Raw genomic sequence first — 18,472 nt, forward strand, 5'->3', positions numbered from 1 at the left:
CGCCGTGTCGCGGCCTGTGCGATTGCGCCCGGCGAATATGCCGTTCCTGTTCCCACGGACACAACCATGCTGCAGACCCTGGCCATCGCCCACTATCGCTCACTGCATGGGCTGGTACTGCCGCTGCAGCAGTTGAACGTAGTCACCGGGGACAACGGCAGTGGCAAGTCCAGCCTGTACCGCGCGCTGCGCCTGCTCGCGGAGACCGCACAGGGCGGCGTCGCGGCGGTGCTGGCCCGCGAAGGCGGCCTCGCTTCGGCGCTGTGGGCGGGCCCCGAAAAAATGGACCGCCGGGTCACTGCCGGCGAAATCCCATTGCAGGGCGGCCCGCGACAGGAATCGGTGGGACTGAAGCTGGGCTTCGCCACCGACGAATTCGGCTACGCCATCGATCTGGGCTACCCGCCGCCCAGCCGCTCCGCCTTCGCGCTGGACCCGCAGATCAAGGCCGAGGCGATCTGGGCGGGCCCGTTCCTGCGCAGCGCCAACCTGCTGGTCGACCGGCGCGGGGCGATGGTGCGGCAACGCCATGGGCGTGGCTGGGATCTGGTCGACGATCGCTTGTCACTGTTCGACAGCCTGTTCACCCAGGTGGGCGACCCGCAGCGCATGCCGGAAACCATCGCGCTGCGAGAGTACATCCGTCGCTGGCGCTTCTACGATCATTTCCGAAGTGATGCCGATGCTCCGGCGCGACAGCCGGCAATGGCCACACGCACGCCGGTGCTGCATCACGACGGTCGCGATCTGGCCGCAGCGTGGGTGCCATCCTCGAGATCGGAGATCCGGGCGCACTGGCGCGCAGTGTCGACGATGCGTTCCCGGGTGCCACGGTCAGCTTCGAGCCGCTGGATGGCCGGTTGGCATTGCGCTTCCACCAGCCGGGGCTGCTGCGGCCATTGTCGATGGCCGAACTCTCCGACGGCACGCTGCGCTTCCTGCTGCTGGCCGCTGCGCTGCACACGCCGCGTCCGCCGCCGCTGCTGGTGCTCAACGAGCCGGAGACCAGCCTGCATCCAGACCTGCTGCCGGCACTGGCGCGGCTGATCATCGCGGCCAGTGCACGCAGCCAGGTATGGGTGGTGTCACATGCCAGCCGACTGATCGCGGCGCTGGAACAGGCACCGGGTTGCCATTCGCTGCACCTGCACAAGGAACAGGGCCGCACATTGCTCAGCGGGCAGGGCCTGCTGGATGCCCCGGCATGGCATTGGCCGCAGCGTTGATACGGCGATCCACGACCGGTAGATCCACGCCATGCGTGGATGCACTCAATCGGCGATGTTGCGCGCCTCGGCCGTACCGAGGATCTCCGGGTGCTGCATCGGCTTGCGACGGTTCAGCAGTGGATGCAGGAATACGGCACCGACGATGATCGCCACGCCCAGGTAGAACCATGGGGTGACTTCGTGCTGCTCGCGCAGCAGCACCACCGCCAGCACCACCGCATAGACCGGCTCCAGGTTGGTCACCAGCTGCACCGTGTAGGCGCTCAGATGGCGCAGTGCGACCAGGGCCAGGGCGAACGGCAGCAGCGTGCAGAACCCGGCCAGCACCAGCAGCAGGATGCCGTCGTGCAGGTCCGGAACCACCCACAGCGGGCTGGCCAGCGCTGGCAGCAGGTACGGCATCAGCGGTGCCAGCAGGGTCAGGGTGAGGGTGCCCGCACCCAGTTCCAGTGCGGTGACCGTGAGCGGATCCGCATGGCTGACCATGCGCTTGTTGAGCGAGCCGAATACCGCCACCAGCAGCGCCGAGATCGCACCGATCAACACACCCAGGCGCATGCCATCGGGCACGCCACCGACCACCAGTGCGACACCCGGCAGCACGGCCAGGCCGAAGGCGAGTTCACGCAGCTGGAACGGCCGCTTGGCCACCCAGGGTTCGATGATCGAGGTGAACACTGGCGCCAGCGCGATGCAGGTGGCGGCTACCGAGGCATTGGCCAGCTTCACCGCACCGTAGAACGTCAGCCAGTGCAGCGCGACCAACGCGCCGATGCCGGCGTAGCCCGCCACCAGCCGCAGGGGCAGCGTGCGCAATCCACGCCAGACCCGCGGCAGCAGGGCCAGCATCGCCGTCACCAGCAGCATGCGCCACCACACCAGCGGCAGCGCCGGCAGGGTGATCAGCTTGCCGAGGATGGCGGTGACGCCCCACAGCAGGACACAGAAATGGATCTGCCACAGCGCTTTGCGGGTGTCGGGTGTGCTCATCGGCCTATTGTGAGGCAAGGCGATGACCGCAGCGCTATCCGCGTGAGGAATTGCTGGCCCCATCTACCCGCCGCTGCAGGGCCATCGCCGCGGGCGGGTTGCGTGCCTTGCCGGCGCCGATGCACAGCAGGTAGACCTCGCGCGGCTCTGACGGTGCCGGCCCGGACAGGCAGGGCAGGTCGTCCACCGGTTCGCCGCGTGACCAGTGGAGCGCGCGTTCGGCCCAGCGCTGCTGCACGGGTGCCGGCAAGCCCTCGTTCAAGCGGGCCTGGCTGCGCTTGATCCTGGCGTAGACGAAGCCGGCACTGACATCACCGTGCAGGGGCGCCTCGTCGCTGTCCTCGATCACCAGCGCCACGTCGTGGCGGCGCGCGGCAGCGACCAGCGCCGGGCCATGTGCCTCGGCGTTGCGCACCTCCAGCGCGTGCTGCAGCGGAACGCCCTCCAGCTGATGCGGCAATTGCCCCATCAGAGCCCCGAGTGCTTCAGCATCGGCGGGGTGGCGCGGATCGAACTGCCACAGCAACGGGCCGAGACGGTCACCGAGCGCGAGTGCCGCCTCAAGGAACGGTGCGGCGGCCTCCACCGTGCTGGACAGGTCGCGGCGCTGCACCAGGTAGCGCGGCGCCTTCATCGAGAAGCGGAAACCGTCGGGTGTCTGTGCGGCCCATTGTGCGCACTGGGCCGCCGTTGGCGTGCGATAGAACGTGCCGTTGATCTCGATGCAGCGCAGGGCGCGGCTGGCGTGGGCCAGTTCCTCGCGCTGCGGCAGGCCCGCTGGATAGAACACACCGCCGCGCCATTCGGGAAACACCCAGCCGCCGATGCCGCAGCGGATCGCCGCCTGGCTGGCAGTTGCGGTCATTGGCCGTGGTCCGCGCGCCACGGATCGTAGCTGCCGAACCACCACAGGTAGCCTTCCGGATCGGCGCAGGCATAGCCACGGCCGCCGTAGTCCTGGTCGGCGATGTCGATGACGATGCGCGCGCCGGCAGACTTGGCCCGGGCATAGTGCGCATCGACATCGGTGACGATCACGCAGGCACTCTGGGTCTGGCGTCCGCCGACCTCGTCCGGCATCACCGCCAGCTTGGACCATTCGCCACTACTGCTGCTCGAACCAAGCATGATCATGCCGTTGCCATATGTCAGCTGCGCATGGAACACGGTATCGCCGTCGGCATACACCGCCTGGACGTGAAAACCGAAGGCGCGCTGCAGCCAGTCGATGGCGGCCTGCGCGTCGCGGTAGCGCAGGCACGGAATGATGGTGGAGCCGCTGCTGGGTTGACCGTTCCCGCCCATGACACCCCTCCTATGGCACAGGGCAGGGTGCGCCGCGGACCGTTACCATCCCGCGAAACCCCGGTGACGGCCTGCACACGGCCGCTACCCCTGTTCGGAGATCGTGCTGGATGAAACCCTGGATCGGAGGTGCCGTGCTGCTGGCGTGCACGACCATGGCGAGCGCGGCGACCCCGCCGCCACTGCAGGACCTGGATGCGACCGTCGAGCGCGTGCGCGCGCAGTTCGACGTGCCCGGCATCGCCGTGGCCGTGGTCAAGGACGGCCAGGTGGTGCTGGAGCGTGGCTGGGGCGTGCGCGAGCAGGGCAAGCCGGAGCCGGTGCAGGCCGATACGCTGTTCGCGATCGCCTCCAACACCAAGGCGTTCACGGCCACCTCGTTGAACCTGCTGGCCGAGGACGGCAAGCTGAAGATGGACGACAAGGTGATCGATCACCTGCCGTCGTTCCGCATGTCCGATCCGTTCGTGACCGGGCAGATGACGATCCGCGACCTGCTGTCGCATCGCAGCGGCCTGAGCCTGGGGGCCGGTGACCTGCTGTTCTGGCCGACCACTTCCTACAGCAACGCCGAAGTGGTGCAGCGGCTGGGCAAGGTGCCGCTGAAGGGCGGCTTCCGCGAGAGCTACGCCTACGACAACATCCTGTACGCGGTTGCCCAGCAGGTGATCGAACGCGTCTCCGGCATGAGCTACCAGCAGTTCCTGCAGACCCGCATCTTCGACAAGGTGGGCATGGCCGGTACGCGCTACAACGCCGACCACCTCAAGCCCGGTGATAAGGCAGCGGTCGGCCACGCCAAGTACGACTTCAAGGACCTGCGTACCGTCGCGCCGCTGACCTGGTCGAACAATGCCGGCGCCGGTGGCATCTATTCCAGCGCCCACGACATGGCACGCTGGATGCAGGTGCAGCTGGCCGAAGGCAAGCTGGCCGACGGCACTGCGCTGTTCAGTGAAAAGAGCCAGCAGCAGATGTGGCGGATGATCACCCCGCAGTCGATCCCGGCGCCGAGCGTGCCGGAGCTGGCGCCGGCGCGGGCCAACTTTGCCGGCTACGGCGAAGGCTGGAGCCTGAGCGACTACCGTGGGCAGAAACTGGTCTGGCATACCGGTGGCTGGCCGGGCATGGTTTCGCGGCTGACCCTGGTGCCGGGCGAGAAGCTGGGCGTGGTGGTGCTGACCAACCAGGAAGTGGGCGCGGCGTTCAACGCGATCACCCTGAGCGTGCTGGATGCCTATCTGGGTGGCGAGAAGCACGACTGGGTGGACGCCTATGCCAAGGCCGTGGCCAAGGGCCAGGGCAAGGCCGACGAAGCCTGGGCCAAGCACCAGAGCGCGCGCGACAAGGGCAGCAAGCCATCGCTGGCACTGGCCGGCTACACCGGCACGTTCCGCGACCGCTGGTATGGCGACATGCAGGTCAGTGCAGAGGGCAGGGGCCTGCGCCTGCGCTTCATGAAGACCGCGCAGCTGAGCGGTCGCCTGGAGCACTGGCAGCACGATACCTTCATCGTGCGCTGGGATGACCGCTCGCTCAACGCCGATGCGTTCGTGAACTTCAGCCTGGACCCGGACGGCAAGGTGCGCGAGGTGCGCATGCAGCCGATCTCCGACCTGACCGATTTCAGCTTCGATTTCCAGGACCTGCTGTTCACCCCGGTCAAGGAGTGAGGGTAGTGCCGGCCGGCGGCCGGCACGACCGGAGCCGCGGCGATCATCGGCTGGCGTACACATCCGGCGTGGGATACTTCGCCGCTTGCAAGAGGCGAGGGAGTGCGATGTTCCGTTGGTTTGAATCCCTGATCCCGGTGTTCCCGCCCGTGGATGGGCGCATGCCACCGCGCAAGGTGCTGCCGTTCTACCTGCACTACCTGCGCCCGGTGTGGCCGGTGCTGCTGGCGACCCTGATCGCTGGCCTGCTGCTGGCGCTGGTGGAAGTGGCGATGTTCGATTACCTGGGCCGCATCGTCGACATGGTCGCCGAGCAGCCGGGGGCCGATTTCTTCAAGCGCCACGCCAATGACCTGGGCTGGATGCTGTTCATCACGGTCATCGCGCGGCCGATCCTGGTCGGCCTGCACAACCTGCTGGTCAACCAGGCCATCGTGCCCGGACTGAGCAACCGCTCGCGCTGGCTGATGCACAACTACGTGGTGCGGCAGAGCCTGAGCTTCTTCCAGAACGACTTCGCCGGCAGCGTCGCCAACCGGGTGATGCAGACCGGTACCTCGCTGCGCGAATCGGCCGTACAGATGGTCGATTCGCTCTGGTACATCGTGGTCTATACCGGCACCGCGCTGTACCTGTTCGCGCAGGCCGACTGGCGGCTGATGGTGCCGCTGATCCTGTGGCTGCTGGCCTATGCGGTGATCATGGTCTACTTCGTGCCGCGCGCGAAGGAACGCGCCTGGATCGCTTCCGAGGCACGTTCCAAGGCGATGGGCCGCATCGTCGATGGCTACACCAACATTCCCACGCTGAAGCTGTTCGCCCATGGCGGACGCGAGCAGGCCTACGTTGCCGAATCGATCCAGGAACTGGCGGTCAAGCACCGCGCGCAGACCCGGGTCACCACCGGCATGGACCTGACCATCTCCATCGTCAACGGCTTCCTGATCGCCGGTACCTGCGGGCTGGCGCTGTGGCTGTGGAATGGTGGCCACATCACCGTCGGCGCGATCACCCTGGCCACCGGCCTGGTGATCCGCATCCACAACATGTCCGGCTGGATCATGTGGACCATCAACGGCATCTTCGAGGACATCGGCACGGTGCAGGACGGCATCACCACCATCGCCCAGCCGCTGACCGTGCAGGACCGCGAGGATGCAGTGCCATTGCAGGTGACCCGTGGTGGCGTGCATTTCCAGGACATCCACTTCCACTATGGCAAGAAGGGCGGGGTGATCGCCGGCCTCGACCTGGTGGTGAAGCCCGGCGAGAAGATCGGCCTGGTGGGTCCTTCCGGTGCCGGCAAGTCGACCCTGGTCAACGTGCTGCTGCGCCTGTACGACCTGGAAAGTGGCCGCATCCTGATCGACGACCAGGACATTGCGTACGTCACCCAGGAAAGCCTGCGCCAGCAGATCGGCGTGGTCACCCAGGATACCTCGCTGCTGCATCGCTCGATCCGCGACAATCTGCTGTACGGCCGTCCCGACGCGACCGATGAGCAGTTGCGCGCAGCCGTAACCAAGGCGCGTGCCGAAGCCTTCATCGATACGCTGGTGGACGGGCAGGGGCGTCGTGGCTACGACGCGCATGTCGGCGAGCGCGGCGTGAAGCTGTCCGGCGGCCAGCGCCAGCGCATCGCCATTGCCCGCGTACTGCTGAAGGACGCACCGATCCTGGTGCTGGACGAGGCGACCTCGGCGCTGGATTCGGAAGTGGAAGCGGCGATCCAGGACAGCCTGGACGAGCTGATGGGCGGCAAGACGGTGATCGCGATCGCGCACCGGTTGTCGACCATCGCGCGCATGGACCGGTTGGTGGTGATGGACCAGGGCCGCATCGTCGAGACCGGCACCCACGCCGAGCTGATTACGGCCGGTGGCCTGTACGCGCGGTTGTGGGCGCGGCAGACCGGTGGTTTTGTGGCTGCCGATCAGTAGATCCACGCCATGCGTGGATGCATCCCTTGGGGCCGGATCCCTTTCCGCAGGAAAGGGCTCTGACCCCAGTGTGTTTCCGGAGACCCGCATGATCCACCCGCTACGCCCTTTGCTGCTCGCGCTTGCCCTGGTCAGTTCAGCGGCGGCAGCCACGCCAGCCCCCATGCAAGGCGACCAGCTCGAACAGGTGGTCCTGCTCAGCCGCCACAACCTGCGCGCGCCGGTGGTGGCATCGGGTGCGCTGGCCAATGCCACGCCAGAGCGCTGGCCAGGCTGGGACGTCGCCCCAGGCGAGCTGACCGCCAAGGGCGGCGTGCTGGAGGTCTACATGGGCCGCTACATCGGCCAGTGGCTGCGGCAGGCGCAGCTGCTGCCGCCGTCGGATTGCCCGCAGCCGGGTGACTTCCACGCCCACGCCAACAGCCTGCAGCGCACCCAGGCCACCGCGCAGTTCTTCGTTGCCGGAGCCTTCCCGGGCTGCCATGTTGCAATCGAGCAGCGCATGCCGCTGGGCACGATGGACCCGCTGTTCAATCCGGTGATCCACCGCGATGACGCGGCCTTCCGCGCACGTGCGGTGTCGGCGATGCAACAGGCACGGGCCGCATCGGATCTGGCACCGGCGTTGGCGGTGGTGGAGGCGATCACCCGCTATCCGCAGTCGGCGGCATGCATGGGGCGCAGCGACTGCCATCTAATGCTGGCCGACACGACCTTCAGTGCGGAACCGGGCAAGGAGCCACGCGCGTCCGGTTCGCTGGCCCTGGCCAGTGGACTGGTCGATGCCTTGTTGATGGAGCACTACCAGGGAAGCAGTACTTCGCGCGAAGGGTGGGGCCGCTTGAACACGGAAGGCCAATGGCAGGCGTTGGCGCAGATCCGCAACCGCTACCAGGACATCCTGTTCGGAACGCCCGAGGTGGCGCGGGACGTGGCCGCGCCGCTTCTGGCAAGAATAAACGCGCTGTTCGAAGATCCGGCGTCACCGAAGGTGAGCCTGCTGGTCGGCCACGATTCCAACATCGGTTCGGTGCTGGCGGCGTTGGGAATCAGCGACTACAGCCTGCCGGGCCAGTACGAGAAGACGCCGATCGGCGGCCTGCTGCAGTTCGAGCGCTGGCGTGATCGCCACAGCGGTGAGGAAAGGATCCGCCTGGCCTACGTCTACCCGACCACCGCGCAGCTGCGCGATGTGCTGCCTCTGACCAACGCGCAGCCGGCGGGCCGCGTCGCGCTTCGTGTGCCGGGGTGCGCGGCACAGGGCTGCACCGTCGCCGAGTTCCAACGTCTGCTGCATCCGGCAGCCCGCTGAGGTACGCCGCTAACGCAGCGGCGCGCGCACGATGCCATGCGTGGCCATCAGCGTAAGGTCGCCGCCCAGCCGTGGCGAGTGGAACGGGCCGCGCGCATGCGCGACATCGAACAGGCCGCCATCCGGTGATCGCAACCGGTAGAACTCGACCCAGCCGCTGGCCTGCAGGGGCAGCTGTGCAACGCCGGTGTGTTCGTTGAACCATGCAGGGTCCTTGCTGCCTTCGATGACGCGGCGGGCAAGGCGGTCGATAGCGTGATCCCTGCTGGCGTACCAGTCCTGGCCGCGCAGCCGCGCCAGCTCAGCCATCATCACCAGCGGCGCCAATGCGTAATCGTGGTAGTGCAGGGCACGTTGCCCGCGCGCCATTTCCAGCGGCAGGCTGCCATCGTCCTGAATGTCATCGATGCCCTTCTGGAAGGCGGCGTGGCCGGCCTGCCACAAGGTCTCGTCACTCGTGGCCAGGCCGGTGGCCAGCACGCCCAGGCCGCCCCAGTAGTAGTGGTTGTTGCGGCGCCGTTTCGGATTGTCCCAATACGCCAGATTGGCCCGTGCCAGCTTCTGCAACCAGAGGTCGATGCGCTCGCGCTGCCGGGTATCAGCTTGGTCATGCACCTTCAGGTAGGCCATCGCTACCGCATCGAGCATCCACTGCCGCATGTAGAACGACTGGTTGTTGTTGACCCGGACCATCTGCCCGAGCATGGCGCCATCGTCGGCCCACGCACCCAGCCAGCTCAGGGTGCACTGTGCCGCTGCCGGGTCACCGTCGCGCAGGTAGTCGTCGCTCATGCGCGCCACGTCGGCGGCATAGCGGTCAAGAGGCGCGGTGGCGTCCTTGTTCTGCTGGTGCAGTACCGGGTCGATCACCGAACCGGCCTTGTCGGTGTAGTAGCCCACGGCCCGGATGTCGGGTTGCCCGGCCGGCGGCGACGGGCAGGCGGCGAAGGCCGTAGCGGCGGCCATTGCAGAGGAGAGCAAGCCAAGAACTAACACCAGGTGGCGCATTGGAGTCTGCGGGAACAGGGAGATGATGCGAACAATGCGCCCGCAGATGTTGTCCATGTGTGAGGCGGAGTAGGCCGAGCGGCGGGTATTCGGGACGGGCAGGCAGGAGTCAGCGAGCGGCAGGCGTCACGCCGCATTGAAATGCATGCCCTCACTGGCGCAATCCATGCTCCTGATTCAGCTACCCTCATGCCATCAATCCAGCGCGAGGTGCGGCTTGTGAGAATCACGGATTTTCTCGTAATGAACGGTGATGGTGACCGGATTCAGGCTGATCCGCATGGCAACAACGTGGCCTTCAACTGCTTCGATTGCGAGCACCCGATAGTGGCGGTCGCACTGGAGAACCAGAGAGGCAGTGATGAAGAGCATCCAGCGGTCTGCCGCGGCTGTGGTGCAGAGTACTTTTTGGATCCACGGCAGGGTTCGAGCAAAATGTATATCCACATGCTCTGACTTGGGCAGCGCCGGAGAAAAAATGGCCCGGGTTTCCCCGGGCCATTCTGTTTTCAACTCACACCGGCTCAATCACTCGATCGGCTGGTCCAGCATCAGCTGGCGTGCGAAACGCACCGGCGGGGCGCCGTAGGACAGCACCTGGTCGTGGTACGCCTTCAGGTTGAATTTGTCGCCGAGCTTGTCCTGCACCGCCTTGCGGGTGTCGAAGTGTTCCTGCGCGCCGACGAAGTAGGTCGGCAGCTGCGCCGAGGTCAGCTGCGCGCGCACCCACTTGCCGGCGGCTTCGCTTTCCTGCTGGAACGCGTCGTGTGTCATCAGGTGCATCGCCTTCTCGCGATCCCAGTTGTCCACGTGCACGCCCTGGTCGAGGATCGCGTTGGAGATCGTGCGCAGATAGAACTTCAGCTGCACCAGGTGGAACAGCGGGTCGTTGTTGAGGTAACCCTGCTCCTGCATCATGCGCTCGGTGTAGACCGCCCAGCCTTCGGCGAACAGGCCCGAACGCAGCACCGCACGCAGGGTGGAGGGGAACTTGGCCGAGTGCCAGCCTTCCAGGTAGTGGCCCGGGGTGCCTTCGTGGATGCTCAGCAGGTGGATCATGCGCGAGTTGTATTCACGCAGGAACGAGTCGACCTGCTTCTCGCTCCAGTTGTCCGGAATCGGCGACACGGCGTAGAAGGTCTTCAGGTTCTTGTCCAGCGGGCCCGGCGAATCGCAGTAGGCCACGGCCACGCCACGCTGGAATTCCGGCATCAGGATGATGTCCACCGGCGCGTCGGGCAGCGTCATCAGATCATGCTCGCGCACGAATGCGGTGGACTGCTCCAGCGCGGCCTTGGCATCATCGACCACCTTGTCGCGTGCCGGCTTGTCGGCGTAGGCCAGTTCCAGCGCGGCCTCGATCGCCTTCTGCTGCTGCTCGTCGGTCGGCTGGGCCGGCATTTCCGGTGCACCCGGCTTGTCCTTCAGCACGGTCTGCGCGATGCCGTACATGTCTTCGCGCACGCGCTTGAGTTCGGCGCGGGCACGCTCACCGATCTCCTGGCGCGACAGCGAGGAGCTCAGTGCGAACTTCAGTTTCTGGTCGTATTTTTCCGCACCGATGCGGAAATCACCCTTGGCATTCGGCACCAGGGTCTTGTCCAGCCAGGCCTGCTGTTCGTCCACCGCTTTCTTCAGGCCGTCGATGGCGGCCTGCAGGCGCTGCTGGTCGGCCTGCGGCAGTTCACCGATGTGCGGCGTGATGAAGGTATCGACGATGCTGAGGATGCCCTTGTTCTGCTTGGCCACCGTCTCGGCATGGATCTTCGGCACGCGGGCCGGATCCAGGTTCTCGCGGGCCTGGGCGAAGATCGCCGGCAGCTTTTCCATGCGTGCGGTGGCCGACTTCAGGCGCTCCGGCAGCGGCGCGAACTCGCGCGCCATCAGGCCGTAGATCGCGCTACCGGCGATGCCGTTGTACAGCTGCGGGTCCCACTTGCCGGACTGCAGCACTTCGGCGTTCCAGATTTCCGACTGCAGCTGGTTGCGCAGGATCGCCGCGTCCACCTGGTTTTCGCGGCCGAGCTTGGCCACGTCGATCTTGTCCAGCTCGCCCAGCAGTGCCTTGTAGGCGGCCACGGTCTTCTGCTGGCCGGCGGCGCTCAGGTCGTCCAGCTCGCTGTCGTAGCGGTGGTCACCGATCTGGGTGGCGCTGACCGGGGACAGCTGCATCCAGGTGTCCAGGGCGCGCTTGGACAGGTCGGCGAAGGCGGCATCGACCGCCGCCTCACCGGCCTGCTGGCTGGCGGCCGGGGTGGAACCGTTGGTCGGGGCGTCGGCCGGCTGGCAACCGGCCAGGGCGGCGACCAGGGCGAGGGCAAGAAGATGCGGGCGCATCGGCGTTCCTGTACAGGGTCAAACCCCGAGCATAGGGCCCCGGGGCTGCTTTGTCCCCGTGCCATAGGATTACCATGGTGGCAGACAAGGACTCTCCAGCGGAGCGCAGGACATGGAATACCAGGGAAGCTGCCATTGCGGCAGGATCGCATTCACCGTACAGGCCGGGGCGCCGATCAGCGACGTCATCGACTGCAACTGCTCGATGTGCCGCCGCCGCGGCAGCCTGCTGTGGTTCACGCCGCGTGAGGCGTTCCAGCTGACGACCGATCCGGCGGACGTGGCCACCTATCATTTCAACAAGGCCCACATCGATCATCACCATTGCCGTGAGTGCGGCGTTGCGCCGTACAGCGAAGCGGTGGACCCGCGCACAGGTACGCCGATGGTGGCGGTGAACGTGCGCTGCGTGCCGCAGGTGGATCTGGGCACGTTGGCGGTGATGTCCTATGACGGAGCCGCACTGTGAGGCCGGTGCGTGCGTGGACGCGTGTGGTGACGATGCCGGTACTGCTGCTGGCGCTGGCGGCCTGTGCCAAGCACGGCGATGCGGCGGCCGATGCAGGCGCCACTGCCGCCGAGGCTGCCGTCGCATCACCGGAAGGTGCCTTCCTGGCCTATGAACATGACGTGCAGGTACAGCTGGAGGCGGCGCAGATCGCACCGCGCATCCAGCAGGTGGCACAGGCCTGTCAGAACGCGAAGTTCGGTGACTGCGCGGTGCTGCAGGTCGACCAGCGCAGTGGCGAGCAGCCCAGCGGCGAGGTCAGGGTACGCATCGCGCCGAAGGGCACCGAGCCGCTGATCGCGATGGCCGGTGAAGGTGGAAAACTGCAGTCGCGCAACACGCGTGCCGAAGATCTCGCGCAAGCCGTGGCCGATACGGCGCTGACCAAGGCGCGGCTGGAGAAGGAACATGCGCGGCTGCTGTCCTACCAGGACCGCAAGGACCTGAAGATCGAAGACCTGATGGCGATCACCACGCGCCTGTCGGAGATCGAAGCGGGCGTCGAGCAGGCCAACAAGGATGCCGCCCAGCAGCGCCGGCGCATCGATACCCAGCTGGTGACGATCCACTTCGATACCACGTCCGGCCAGCGCAGCCGCAGCGAGATCGGTGAGGCGCTGAGCGAATCGGGCAGCATCCTCAGCACCAGCATTGCGTTCCTGATCCGCGCTGCGGCCGCGCTGCTGCCGGTGGCGGTGCTGGCCCTGATCGTGGCATGGGGTGCGCGGGCGTGGTGGCGTCGCCGCCGCCGCAAGCTGCCGCCCACCCTCTGAGGCAATGGTTGATGCCGGTAGCCCGCCGGCATCAGCCCTCGTCAGTCTCGTACTCGACGAACACATCCAGCTCCAGCGCCAGCTCCTGCACCGCATCGCGCACCTTCTGCGCGGTGCTTTCATTGCCGACTTCCACTTCCAGTTCGTGGATGCCCGGGCCGATGTCATCGGACAGCCCGGCCGAACTGGAATCGTCGTCGTCCATGTGTGGCATCAGGTCGTCGGTTTCCTCGACATGTTCGATGCCATCCAGGCCGAGCAGCAGATCGCTGATCGCACGGGCGTCGTCTTCGGTTCCGGTGATGCGCAGTCGCAGCATGGCCATGGCATAGGTACGTTGTGGGTTCGCCAGCAGCCTAGCCAGCGTGAAGCAAAGAACGGGTGAGGGCGCAGTCAGCCGTGCGTGGCCGGGCGCCCGAGCAGGCTGTCCGGCAATGCGGGAATCGGCGTGCGTTCGACCTGCGCCTGCTCCAGCAACCAGTCGATGAACAGGCGCGCGGCGTGGCTCGGCGGTTGCCCTTCGGCATGCACCACGTGATACGCATAGCGCGCTTTCAGCGCCGGGCCGGGCAGGCGTACCACCTCGTAGCGCTGCAGGTAGGGCTGCGCGATGTGGGTGCGTGCCAGCACCGCGCCCATGCCGTACACCGCCGCGCGCATCGCATCGGTACTGTCGGCGAAGGTGTGCATCGGCGGCAGCGGCGACGGCGGGCGCACGCCGGCATGACGGAACCAGTCGCGCCAGCCCTGCGGCGACAGATCGGTCAGCAGCGGGAGGTCGGCGATGCGCGCCGGGTCGACCAGCGTTTCCACCCCGGCCAGTGCCGGTGAGGCGACCGGAAACAGGTAGTCATCCATCAGGTGCTGCGCACGCAGGCCCGGCCATTGGCCCAGGCCGTAGCGGATGCCGACCTCCGGCCCGCTATCGTCGTAGCGGTCCAGGCCGCTGCCGGTGTGCAGCTCGATGCGGATGTGCGGATGGGCCTGGGTGAAGCGTGGCAACCGCGGCAGCAGCCAGCAGTACGACAGCGAGCGCAGCGTGGTGATCCGCAACGGCACGCTGTCCGCATCCGGGTGCAGATGGTGGGCGACCGCCGCGACATCGGTGAAGGCTGCACTGGCCGCATCGGCCAGCTGCCGCCCCTCGGCGGTCAGGCGCACGCCGCGGGCATGGCGCAGGAACAGCCGGGTCTCCAGCACCTCCTCCAGGCGGCGCACGTGATGGCTGACCGCGCTGGCGGTCAGGTGCAGTTCCTGTGCGGCCTGGGCGAAGTTCTGGTGGCGCGCGGCGACAGCGAACACGGCCAGCGCGGGGAGCAGGGAAGGGCGTAGCTGCATGTCCAGCCTCAAACCATATTTGTGGCTGGCAGCGATACTACGCGCTTGTGCGGCAGGCGTCTGCGCCTGATCCTGTCTGCCTTGCGAGGATCAGACGATGGACGGAGGCAGGACATGAATGCGGTCCCACAGGCGGCCGAGCGCGACTGGCGCACACCGCTGGAGTTGACCCTGCTGGGCGCCATCTGGGGCTGCTCGTTCCTGTTCATGCGGGTGGCGGTGCCGTCGTTCGGCCCGTTCGCGCTGGTCGAGGTACGGCTGGTGCTGGGCGCGCTGGTGCTGCTGCCATTCCTGTGGCGCGCTCGCGCGCAGTTCCCACCGCGGCGCTGGCTGTGGCTGGCACCGATCGGCCTGATCAACTCGGCGCTGCCGTTCGTGCTGTTCGCTTATGCGGCGGAGCGGGCCCCTGCTGCGATCGGCGCGATCTGCAATGCGATGACCGTGTTGTTCGCTGCGCTGATCGCATTCCTGTTCTTTGGCGAGAAGATCGGCATGCGCCGCGCTGGCGCGTTGCTGGTCGGCTTTGCCGGCGTGGTCGTGCTGGCCACGGCCAAGGTGTCGGGCCTGAGCATCGGCACCGCGGTGCTGGCCGGTGCGGCGGCCTCGCTGCTGTACGGCCTGGGCGTCAACCTGGTGAAGCGGCACATGACCGGCCTGCCGTCGGCGGCGGCGGCTGCGGCAACGCTGTCGTGTGCCTCGCTGTGGATGCTGCCGATGGCGGTCAGCCATTGGCCGCAGGCGGCGATTCCGGCCAAGGCCTGGGGCGCGGCGATTGCCCTGGGCGTGGCCTGCACCGGGCTGGCGTTCCTGATGTTCTATCGCCTGATCGGGCGTATCGGCCCGTCGCGCGCGTCGACGGTGACCTACCTGATTCCGCTGTTCGGTGCGGCGTTTGCGTGGTTGTTCCTGGGTGAGCCGGTGACGCTGCAGATGCTGATTGCCGGTGTGTTGATCCTGGGTAGCGTGGCGGTGAGTCAGAAGGGCTGAGGCGTTGGCGTTTTGCGTGTGGCGCGTGCTGAAGGTGCTTCATCGTTCATGGGCGTTACTTTTCTTTGTACGCGCGCCGCGCTGCAGGAGCAGCGCGGAACGGCGCAGCCGGCCCGGAGGGTGGCGCACAGGGATGTGCGCCATCAAGAAAAGTAACCAAAAGAAACGTTCCGCCGGTCACGAGCCGATGCGCGTTGCGCATCGGTGCCCTGCGCTCCTCGGCCCGTCGAGGGACGGCGCGGGAACTCGCTGCGCTCAGACACCCGCGCCTCTTCGCCCTCGCCGGACCTGCGGTGCTCGGCTCGCTCAAGGCGGACCCAGATCAAAGGCCGCAGCTGCACCCAGTAGATCCACGCCATGCGTGGATGCTTTTGCGGTTGATCTTGACCTTCCAGTCCGCCTTGAGCGAGCCGAGCATCGCAGGGGAATCAGGGGCGAAGAGGCGCCGATGTTTGAGCGCAGCGAGTTCCCGCGCCGTCCCTCGACGGGCCGAGGAGCGCAGGGCACCGATGCGCAACGCGCATCGGCTCGTGACCGGCGGAACGTTTCTTTTGGTTACTTTTCTTTTCGCGAGAAAAGAAAAGTGACGCCCATGAACGATGAAGCACCTTCAGCACGCGCCACGCGCAGAACCCGCAACGGCGTTACTTCACCGGCACCGGAACATTGCAAAGATCGATATGCCCCGCTGGGCGCTTGTAGAAATCATCCACGCGATTGCGCCGCGCCTCCACCGTATCGGCGAAGGTCTTCGAATCGGTGCGCAGCACCTGGATTGGCGTGCGCTCGGCCGCCGGCACATCGCTGGCGCGGCGGATCGACACGATCGGCGTACGCAGCTTCGGGTCGGTGTAGAAGCCCATCGGCGCCGGGCCGCGCGGGACCGCGCTGAGCAGCTCCATGCCCTTCAGCACGCGGCCGACCAGGGTGATGTTGCGGTCCAGCTGGCGCGGTGACTGCCCCGTCACCACGTACAGTTCGGCGCCGATGCTGCTGTCTTCCTCGTTGCTGCGGCCCGCGCCCAGCATGCCGTAGCAATGCGCCAGCCAGGCCTTGCCGGCCTGCGGGTCCTGGCCGACCGGGAAGCCGTCGACGAAACCGGTCTGCGCCGCCCAGCCATCGCGATCCGGCAGCACGCTGACCTTCAGGCCAGCGCTGGCGCGCTCGAACTCGGCCGGCAGCTTGCGCGCGGCACTGCCGAACGGCTTGGCCTTGGCCGCATCATCGGCGTCGGCATCGCCGAACTGCACCACGAAGTTGTCCTGCGAACGGTAGATGCTGGTGCCGTCCCAGAAGTGCTCGTGGGCGAAGGTCTGGATGTTGGCGACATGGCGCGGGGCGAACTGCGGCGCCAGCTCGATGATCACCCGCCCGGCCGGCAGGTCCATGTACAGCAGGTTGGCCGGGTCCGGCGTGCGCCAGTCGCTGGCCGCCGACGCATCGAGGATCTGCTGCGGGCTGCGGTAGGGCGTGGCCGCACTGGCCATGGCGGGAAGCAGGCAGGACAGGGCGAGGGCAGTCAGGGCAAGGCGACGACGGTGCGGCATGGGAACCCCGGAACATGAACGAGGCTTCGATTCTGCGCGAGCCGCCCAGCGACGCCAACCGGCACGATGACTAACGACACATTCGCTATACCGAACTTCGCACTACTGTGGACTTCAACGTAGTGGAGGGCGGTCATGTCCGAGGACGATGTCCAGCTGAAGAAGTTCCAGAAGGAGCTCAGCGCCGGAACGGTGTCGCTGGCCCTGCTGGCAGTGCTGGCCCGGGCCGGCGAGCCGCTGTACGGGTACCTGATCGCCAAGGAGCTGGAACGGGTGGGCGAGGGCGTGCTGAGCGGCAAGCAGAGCGCGCTGTACCCGGTGCTGCGCAACCTGGAGGGCGCCGGCTTGCTGGAAAGCCACGTAGAGCCGTCCAGCAGCGGGCCGCCGCGACGCTACTACCGCATCAACGAACGTGGCCGCGACGTGCTGGCGCAGTGGCGCCAGGCCTGGCAGGCCACCCGCGATTCCGTCGATTCCGTGTTGGAGGGGGTACCGCAATGAACGTCCCGAACCCGGCGGGCGCAGGCCTGCCCAGCACCATCCCGCAGTACCTGGCGCAGCTGCGTGCGGCGCTGGAAGGTGCCGACCCGGCGATGGTGCAGGACGCGCTGTACGACGCCGAGGAATACCTGCGCTCGGAGCTGGCGGCGCAGCCCGGCCGCAGCGAGGCCGAGGTGATCGCCGACGTTGCCGGCAGCTACGGTGCGCCGGACGAAGTGGCCGAGATCTACCGCGAGACCGAAGTGACGGTGAATCGCGCGCTGCGCACGCCACGTGCGGATACCACGCCGGTGCTGCGTGCTGCGGCGGAAGCCAGTGGCGTGGAGCCGGCCGCGCCGCCGCCGGCGCCGGTGCAGCGCTCCCTGCTGGCGCGCTTCTTTGGCGTGGTGACCGACCCGCACACCTACGGTGCGCTGTTCTACATGCTGCTGTCGCTGGCCACCGGCATCTTCTTCTTCACCTGGGTGGTGACCGGCCTGTCTTTGTCGCTGGGCCTGTTGATCCTGATCATCGGCATTCCGCTGACCGTGCTGTTCTTCGGCTCGGTGCGCGGGCTGGCGCTGCTGGAAGGGCGGCTGGTGGAAGCGCTGCTGGGCGAGCGCATGCCGCGCCGCCCGCGCTACACCGACCGCAGCCGCACGTGGCTGCAGCGCATCGGCGACATGTTCACCGATGGCCGCACCTGGCTGACCCTGCTGTATTTCGTGCTGATGCTGCCGTTGGGCATCATCTACTTCACCATCGCGGTGACGTTGCTGTCGCTGTCGCTGAGCCTGATCTGGGCGCCGGTCGCGGCGATCTTCAGTGGTGACATTCCGGGCGTGTACGTCGACGGCGTGAACGTGCTGCCGATGGCGGCCTCGCCGCTGGTGGCGATCGTGGTTGCCGCCGTGGGCGCGTTGCTGCTGCTGCTGACGATGCACCTGGCACGCGGCATCGGCAAACTGCACGGGCTGATCGCCAAGAACCTGCTGGTGCGGTTGTAAGCGGTCAGGGGTCGGATCCCTGTTCGCAGAACAGGGCT

At 66.9% G+C, this 18,472-nt stretch carries 17 protein-coding genes and 1 pseudogene; 9 read left to right on the top strand and 9 right to left on the bottom strand.

What is annotated here, in order from left to right:
* Window positions 1-66 precede the first annotated feature (66 nt).
* Window positions 67-1,226 (top strand): annotated as a pseudogene (locus B9Y82_RS21010) (AAA family ATPase).
* Between the two features lie 45 nt (window positions 1,227-1,271).
* Here the strand turns inward: B9Y82_RS21010 and B9Y82_RS04675 are convergent.
* The 3 genes from B9Y82_RS04675 to B9Y82_RS04685 are packed head-to-tail and all read right to left on the bottom strand — an operon-like array spanning window position 1,272 to window position 3,524.
* Window positions 1,272-2,219 (bottom strand): DMT family transporter, encoded by a 948-nt coding sequence (locus B9Y82_RS04675; protein WP_100471731.1) that lies wholly within the window; start codon window positions 2,217-2,219, stop codon window positions 1,272-1,274.
* Window positions 2,220-2,253: 34 nt separating this feature from the next.
* Complete coding sequence (locus B9Y82_RS04680) at window positions 2,254-3,084, bottom strand: DUF72 domain-containing protein (protein WP_100471732.1); 831 nt, start codon at window positions 3,082-3,084, stop codon at window positions 2,254-2,256.
* Entirely contained in the window at window positions 3,081-3,524 is a 444-nt protein-coding gene (locus B9Y82_RS04685; protein ID WP_100471733.1) for a VOC family protein, read from the bottom strand. The genes B9Y82_RS04680 and B9Y82_RS04685 overlap by 4 nt, the downstream gene beginning before the upstream one ends.
* 110 nt (window positions 3,525-3,634) lie before the next feature.
* Between B9Y82_RS04685 and B9Y82_RS04690 the strand changes: the two genes are divergently transcribed.
* The 3 genes from B9Y82_RS04690 to agp all read left to right on the top strand — a co-directional run bounded on the left by B9Y82_RS04690 (window position 3,635) and on the right by agp (window position 8,449).
* The gene (locus B9Y82_RS04690) at window positions 3,635-5,197 is read left to right on the top strand and encodes a serine hydrolase (protein ID WP_100471734.1); all 1,563 of its coding nucleotides are present in this window, start codon (window positions 3,635-3,637) and stop codon (window positions 5,195-5,197) included.
* 107 nt (window positions 5,198-5,304) lie between these two features.
* A complete protein-coding gene (smrA, locus tag B9Y82_RS04695) occupies window positions 5,305-7,137 on the top strand; it encodes a multidrug efflux ABC transporter SmrA (protein ID WP_100471735.1) in 1,833 nt (610 codons plus the stop codon).
* A gap of 88 nt (window positions 7,138-7,225) precedes the next feature.
* A complete protein-coding gene (gene agp / locus B9Y82_RS04700) occupies window positions 7,226-8,449 on the top strand; it encodes a bifunctional glucose-1-phosphatase/inositol phosphatase (protein ID WP_100471736.1) in 1,224 nt (407 codons plus the stop codon).
* Between the two features lie 9 nt (window positions 8,450-8,458).
* On the opposite strand, the gene B9Y82_RS04705 is transcribed toward agp, so the two are convergent.
* The 3 genes from B9Y82_RS04705 to B9Y82_RS04715 all read right to left on the bottom strand — a co-directional run bounded on the left by B9Y82_RS04705 (window position 8,459) and on the right by B9Y82_RS04715 (window position 11,794).
* Window positions 8,459-9,457, bottom strand: coding sequence for a polysaccharide lyase (locus B9Y82_RS04705; protein WP_100475171.1), 999 nt, complete (start codon window positions 9,455-9,457; stop codon window positions 8,459-8,461).
* 195 nt (window positions 9,458-9,652) lie between these two features.
* Window positions 9,653-9,970 carry a hypothetical protein gene (locus B9Y82_RS20560; protein WP_157804593.1) on the bottom strand — a complete coding sequence of 106 codons (318 nt, stop codon included), beginning with the start codon at window positions 9,968-9,970 and terminating at the stop codon, window positions 9,653-9,655.
* Window positions 9,971-9,985: 15 nt separating this feature from the next.
* Window positions 9,986-11,794 carry a DUF885 domain-containing protein gene (locus tag B9Y82_RS04715; RefSeq protein WP_100471737.1) on the bottom strand — a complete coding sequence of 603 codons (1,809 nt, stop codon included), beginning with the start codon at window positions 11,792-11,794 and terminating at the stop codon, window positions 9,986-9,988.
* Between the two features lie 112 nt (window positions 11,795-11,906).
* Between B9Y82_RS04715 and B9Y82_RS04720 the strand changes: the two genes are divergently transcribed.
* Together B9Y82_RS04720 and B9Y82_RS04725 are read left to right on the top strand one after the other, a co-directional pair.
* The gene (locus B9Y82_RS04720; RefSeq protein ID WP_100471738.1) at window positions 11,907-12,263 is read left to right on the top strand and encodes a GFA family protein; all 357 of its coding nucleotides are present in this window, start codon (window positions 11,907-11,909) and stop codon (window positions 12,261-12,263) included.
* 32 nt (window positions 12,264-12,295) lie between these two features.
* Entirely contained in the window at window positions 12,296-13,075 is a 780-nt protein-coding gene (locus B9Y82_RS04725; RefSeq protein WP_202908143.1) for a DUF4349 domain-containing protein, read from the top strand.
* Between the two features lie 31 nt (window positions 13,076-13,106).
* Here B9Y82_RS04725 and B9Y82_RS04730 read toward each other — a convergent pair whose 3' ends face one another.
* Complete coding sequence (locus B9Y82_RS04730) at window positions 13,107-13,400, bottom strand: hypothetical protein (RefSeq protein WP_005415831.1); 294 nt, start codon at window positions 13,398-13,400, stop codon at window positions 13,107-13,109.
* Between the two features lie 68 nt (window positions 13,401-13,468).
* Complete coding sequence (locus B9Y82_RS04735; RefSeq protein ID WP_100471739.1) at window positions 13,469-14,413, bottom strand: LysR substrate-binding domain-containing protein; 945 nt, start codon at window positions 14,411-14,413, stop codon at window positions 13,469-13,471.
* A gap of 114 nt (window positions 14,414-14,527) precedes the next feature.
* Between B9Y82_RS04735 and B9Y82_RS04740 the strand changes: the two genes are divergently transcribed.
* Window positions 14,528-15,400 carry a DMT family transporter gene (locus B9Y82_RS04740; RefSeq protein ID WP_100471740.1) on the top strand — a complete coding sequence of 291 codons (873 nt, stop codon included), beginning with the start codon at window positions 14,528-14,530 and terminating at the stop codon, window positions 15,398-15,400.
* 644 nt (window positions 15,401-16,044) lie between these two features.
* Here the strand turns inward: B9Y82_RS04740 and B9Y82_RS04745 are convergent.
* Complete coding sequence (locus B9Y82_RS04745; protein WP_100471741.1) at window positions 16,045-16,947, bottom strand: peptidylprolyl isomerase; 903 nt, start codon at window positions 16,945-16,947, stop codon at window positions 16,045-16,047.
* A gap of 135 nt (window positions 16,948-17,082) precedes the next feature.
* Between B9Y82_RS04745 and B9Y82_RS04750 the strand changes: the two genes are divergently transcribed.
* Both B9Y82_RS04750 and B9Y82_RS04755 read left to right on the top strand, forming a co-directional pair.
* Window positions 17,083-17,448 carry a PadR family transcriptional regulator gene (locus B9Y82_RS04750; RefSeq protein WP_014036489.1) on the top strand — a complete coding sequence of 122 codons (366 nt, stop codon included), beginning with the start codon at window positions 17,083-17,085 and terminating at the stop codon, window positions 17,446-17,448.
* The gene (locus B9Y82_RS04755) at window positions 17,445-18,434 is read left to right on the top strand and encodes a sensor domain-containing protein (protein WP_100471742.1); all 990 of its coding nucleotides are present in this window, start codon (window positions 17,445-17,447) and stop codon (window positions 18,432-18,434) included. The genes B9Y82_RS04750 and B9Y82_RS04755 overlap by 4 nt, the downstream gene beginning before the upstream one ends.
* Window positions 18,435-18,472: the final 38 nt, after the last annotated feature.

This window comes from Stenotrophomonas maltophilia, assembly GCF_002799155.1.
Classification (GTDB): Bacteria; Pseudomonadota; Gammaproteobacteria; order Xanthomonadales; family Xanthomonadaceae; genus Stenotrophomonas; species Stenotrophomonas maltophilia_R.

Excerpts from the sequence above, each read along its gene's own strand:
- B9Y82_RS04690 (WP_100471734.1), top strand. The coding sequence starts at position 3,635 with ATGAAACCCTGGATCGGAGGTGCCGTGCTGCTGGCGTGCACGACCATG.
- B9Y82_RS04730 (WP_005415831.1), bottom strand. The coding sequence starts at position 13,400 with ATGGCCATGCTGCGACTGCGCATCACCGGAACCGAAGACGACGCCCGT.
- B9Y82_RS04750 (WP_014036489.1), top strand. The coding sequence starts at position 17,083 with ATGTCCGAGGACGATGTCCAGCTGAAGAAGTTCCAGAAGGAGCTCAGC.
- agp (WP_100471736.1), top strand. The coding sequence starts at position 7,226 with ATGATCCACCCGCTACGCCCTTTGCTGCTCGCGCTTGCCCTGGTCAGT.
- B9Y82_RS04725 (WP_202908143.1), top strand. The coding sequence starts at position 12,296 with ATGCCGGTACTGCTGCTGGCGCTGGCGGCCTGTGCCAAGCACGGCGAT.
- B9Y82_RS04705 (WP_100475171.1), bottom strand. The coding sequence starts at position 9,457 with ATGCGCCACCTGGTGTTAGTTCTTGGCTTGCTCTCCTCTGCAATGGCC.
- B9Y82_RS04720 (WP_100471738.1), top strand. The coding sequence starts at position 11,907 with ATGGAATACCAGGGAAGCTGCCATTGCGGCAGGATCGCATTCACCGTA.
- B9Y82_RS04740 (WP_100471740.1), top strand. The coding sequence starts at position 14,528 with ATGAATGCGGTCCCACAGGCGGCCGAGCGCGACTGGCGCACACCGCTG.
- B9Y82_RS04675 (WP_100471731.1), bottom strand. The coding sequence starts at position 2,219 with ATGAGCACACCCGACACCCGCAAAGCGCTGTGGCAGATCCATTTCTGT.
- smrA (WP_100471735.1), top strand. The coding sequence starts at position 5,305 with ATGTTCCGTTGGTTTGAATCCCTGATCCCGGTGTTCCCGCCCGTGGAT.
- B9Y82_RS04715 (WP_100471737.1), bottom strand. The coding sequence starts at position 11,794 with ATGCGCCCGCATCTTCTTGCCCTCGCCCTGGTCGCCGCCCTGGCCGGT.
- B9Y82_RS04755 (WP_100471742.1), top strand. The coding sequence starts at position 17,445 with ATGAACGTCCCGAACCCGGCGGGCGCAGGCCTGCCCAGCACCATCCCG.
- B9Y82_RS04745 (WP_100471741.1), bottom strand. The coding sequence starts at position 16,947 with ATGCCGCACCGTCGTCGCCTTGCCCTGACTGCCCTCGCCCTGTCCTGC.
- B9Y82_RS04685 (WP_100471733.1), bottom strand. The coding sequence starts at position 3,524 with ATGGGCGGGAACGGTCAACCCAGCAGCGGCTCCACCATCATTCCGTGC.
- B9Y82_RS04680 (WP_100471732.1), bottom strand. The coding sequence starts at position 3,084 with ATGACCGCAACTGCCAGCCAGGCGGCGATCCGCTGCGGCATCGGCGGC.
- B9Y82_RS04735 (WP_100471739.1), bottom strand. The coding sequence starts at position 14,413 with ATGCAGCTACGCCCTTCCCTGCTCCCCGCGCTGGCCGTGTTCGCTGTC.